Below are 450 nucleotides of genomic sequence, written 5' to 3'. Positions count from 1 at the left end.
ACACGATAAATCTCTACATACTCGTTGCCTACCTTGTAGATAATCACATAATCTTCCCATATCGCATATTTATAATCTGTCCGAAAACTGACTCGTTTGGAAAGATCTGATCCCATTCCCGGAAACATCTGAAGATTCTCAAATTTCCCGTAAATTTCCTTTATGGTCTTTGCCGCATATTCCTCGTTGTCTTCAGCAATGTAATCCCGAATATTCTTCAGATCCTTTGCAACAATCGGGTTAATCCGCAATTTTAACATCTTATTCCCCCACAAGTGCTTTCAGTTCATCCAAATCCAGCCATCCTTCGCCGTCTTTCACTGCTTCTTCGGCTTCCTGCAGCTTCATCAAAAGCTTCTTTTCCGCACGATCACGTTCATAATCTTCAAAATCCATAACCACAAAACGTCCTCTACCATTCTTGGTAAGATATACAGGCTCGCCTTTGTG

2 protein-coding genes are annotated in these 450 nt (G+C 41.1%); both read right to left on the bottom strand.

The window, feature by feature from the left end:
• Positions 1 to 260, bottom strand: a 260-nt coding sequence (locus GPK58_RS12140) for a type II toxin-antitoxin system RelE/ParE family toxin (protein ID WP_215638714.1), incomplete at its 3' end; no start/stop codon positions are given.
• 1 nt (position 261) lies between these two features.
• A partial coding sequence (locus tag GPK58_RS12135; RefSeq protein WP_215638713.1) for a type II toxin-antitoxin system prevent-host-death family antitoxin occupies positions 262 to 450 on the bottom strand: 189 nt, incomplete at its 5' end.

This window comes from Blautia sp. MCC270 (genome assembly GCF_018785605.1).
Classification (GTDB): domain Bacteria; phylum Bacillota; class Clostridia; order Lachnospirales; family Lachnospiraceae; genus Blautia_A; species Blautia_A fusiformis.
Note: the sequence above shows the minus strand (reverse complement) of the source record. Positions and strands in the feature narration are given on the sequence as shown.